1 protein-coding gene is annotated in these 1,763 nt (G+C 66.6%); it reads right to left on the bottom strand.

Annotated elements, in window-relative coordinates; genetic code table 11:
* Positions 1-31: 31 nt before the first annotated feature.
* Positions 32-1,648: an IS1634 family transposase gene (locus M1M07_RS32195; RefSeq protein ID WP_248676759.1), complete on the bottom strand. Its 1,617-nt coding sequence runs from the start codon at positions 1,646-1,648 to the stop codon at positions 32-34.
* Positions 1,649-1,763 lie beyond the last annotated feature (115 nt).

Below are 1,763 nucleotides of genomic sequence, written 5' to 3'. Positions count from 1 at the left end.
CCCGAGTTGGCTCATTTCGTTAGTGCGTGAGTCAGGACCCCGAAATCCGGTCGAGCAGGGCCTGCAGGTCGGCATCGACCTGCGGCGGGAAGGTGTGCCGGGTGCCGTTGATCGCGATGGTCGCCGACCGCAGCGGCCGCAGCAGCTTGACGACCTTGCCGATCGCGAGGCCGCTGCGGTCCTGCACCACCCGGGAGACGGCCAATGCCGCGAACACCACGGTCAGGTGCGCCTCGATCGCGTCGCGGGTGCGGTGGAAGATCGGCCGTGCCCGCAGGTCCGTCTTCGACATCCGGAACGACTGCTCGACATGCCACAACTCGTGGTACTTGGCGATGATTTCGCCCGGATCCATCAGCGAGACAGGAAGATTGGTGACGTAGCCCTTCAGGCCGACGAGCATCCTGGCTCGCTCCAGCGACGCGGTGTCCAGTCGCCGGCCCTTCGCGGTGACCGTCACGAACCGCGTGGACTTCGGGACCGCGTCCCCGTCGACCACCGCCCGGGCGCGGGCTTCCTGCGCGTTGAGGGTCTTCTCGTCACGAGCGGCGCGACTGCGCGAGTACTGCCACACCGCCCGCCACGCATTCGGATATTCCGCCGGATCCCACACCGGTTCGGCGCGTTTACGGGAGTTGTTCACCACCGAGCGGCCGTGCCGCGGCGTGATCGTGTCGATGACCTGACCGTCGGTGAAAACGGTGCCGTTCCAATGAAAGTGGGAGGCGAGATCCCCGGGCGCCTTGGTGACACGCGAGCCGACGATGAACTTCAACCCCGCGTCGTCGAGAGCAGCGAGGTTGGCCGCCGAGAGCATCCCGGCGTCCGCGGCCACGACCATCTCGACCCCGTCGAGGTCGTGGCGCGCCTGGAACTGCCGCACGATCGGGACGATCGTGTGGGTTTCGGCCGAATTGCCTTCGTAGCATCCGATCTCGAGCGGGAACCCGGTGCGGTCCACCAGCAGTCCGACGACGATCTGCGGGTCGACCCGACGTTCCTTCGAATACCCGACTTTCCGCAGGTCATCTTCCTTTTCGGCCTCGAAGTACAAGGTCGTCACGTCGTACAACAACAGGCTCAGACCGCCGGTTTCGGCGGCATGGACGAAGCACTGTTCGGCGATGCGATCCCGGTACTTGCCGGTGATGACCTGCCCCAGGTGTCGCTTGATCGTGGCGTAGCTCGGCGGATCCGCACCGAGGTCCTGCAGGACCCGGCCGGCGTCGAGCTTCGAGCCGGGTTCGACGATCCGGGCGATCACCAGGTCCCGGAACACCGCATCGCCGAGGATCCCGAACCCGAGCTGCTCGTAGACGTCGGTCAGCACCTGGCGCAGCAGCACCGACCCGGTCGATTCCGTCCGTCCCGGCGCGTCCACCTGCACGGGTCCGGGCGCAGCGTCGAGCAGGGCGCTCTGCCCGCCGGCCAGGGGTTTCTCGACCGGAATCTGGGGCGTGACGCCGAGGTCGAGGATCTGCTGGTCGGGTTCGAGCCAGGCCCGGGCCCGTTCGAGCAGCATGCCGAGTTCGACGTCGGTGTGGGCGGAACCGAGGTGCTTGACGATCTCCTGCCGGCCGCCCACGTAGCGGGCGATCTGCACGGCCGTGGCCCCGGACTTGGTGCGCACCTTCCTGACAAACACCACTCGCCGAGCCTAGAACCAGCGCCGTTAGTGCGTGAAATCAGACCGATCCCGACGAGAACCAGCAGGTCACAGACGTGAGCCGTCAATCATCCCGAAAACGTGAGCCAACTCGGGT

It is taken from the genome of Rhodococcus sp. HM1, assembly GCF_023218075.1.
Lineage (GTDB): Bacteria > Actinomycetota > Actinomycetes > Mycobacteriales > Mycobacteriaceae > Rhodococcus.
The sequence above is the reverse complement of the archived record's forward strand: the minus strand, read 5'-3'. Positions and strand labels throughout refer to the sequence as shown.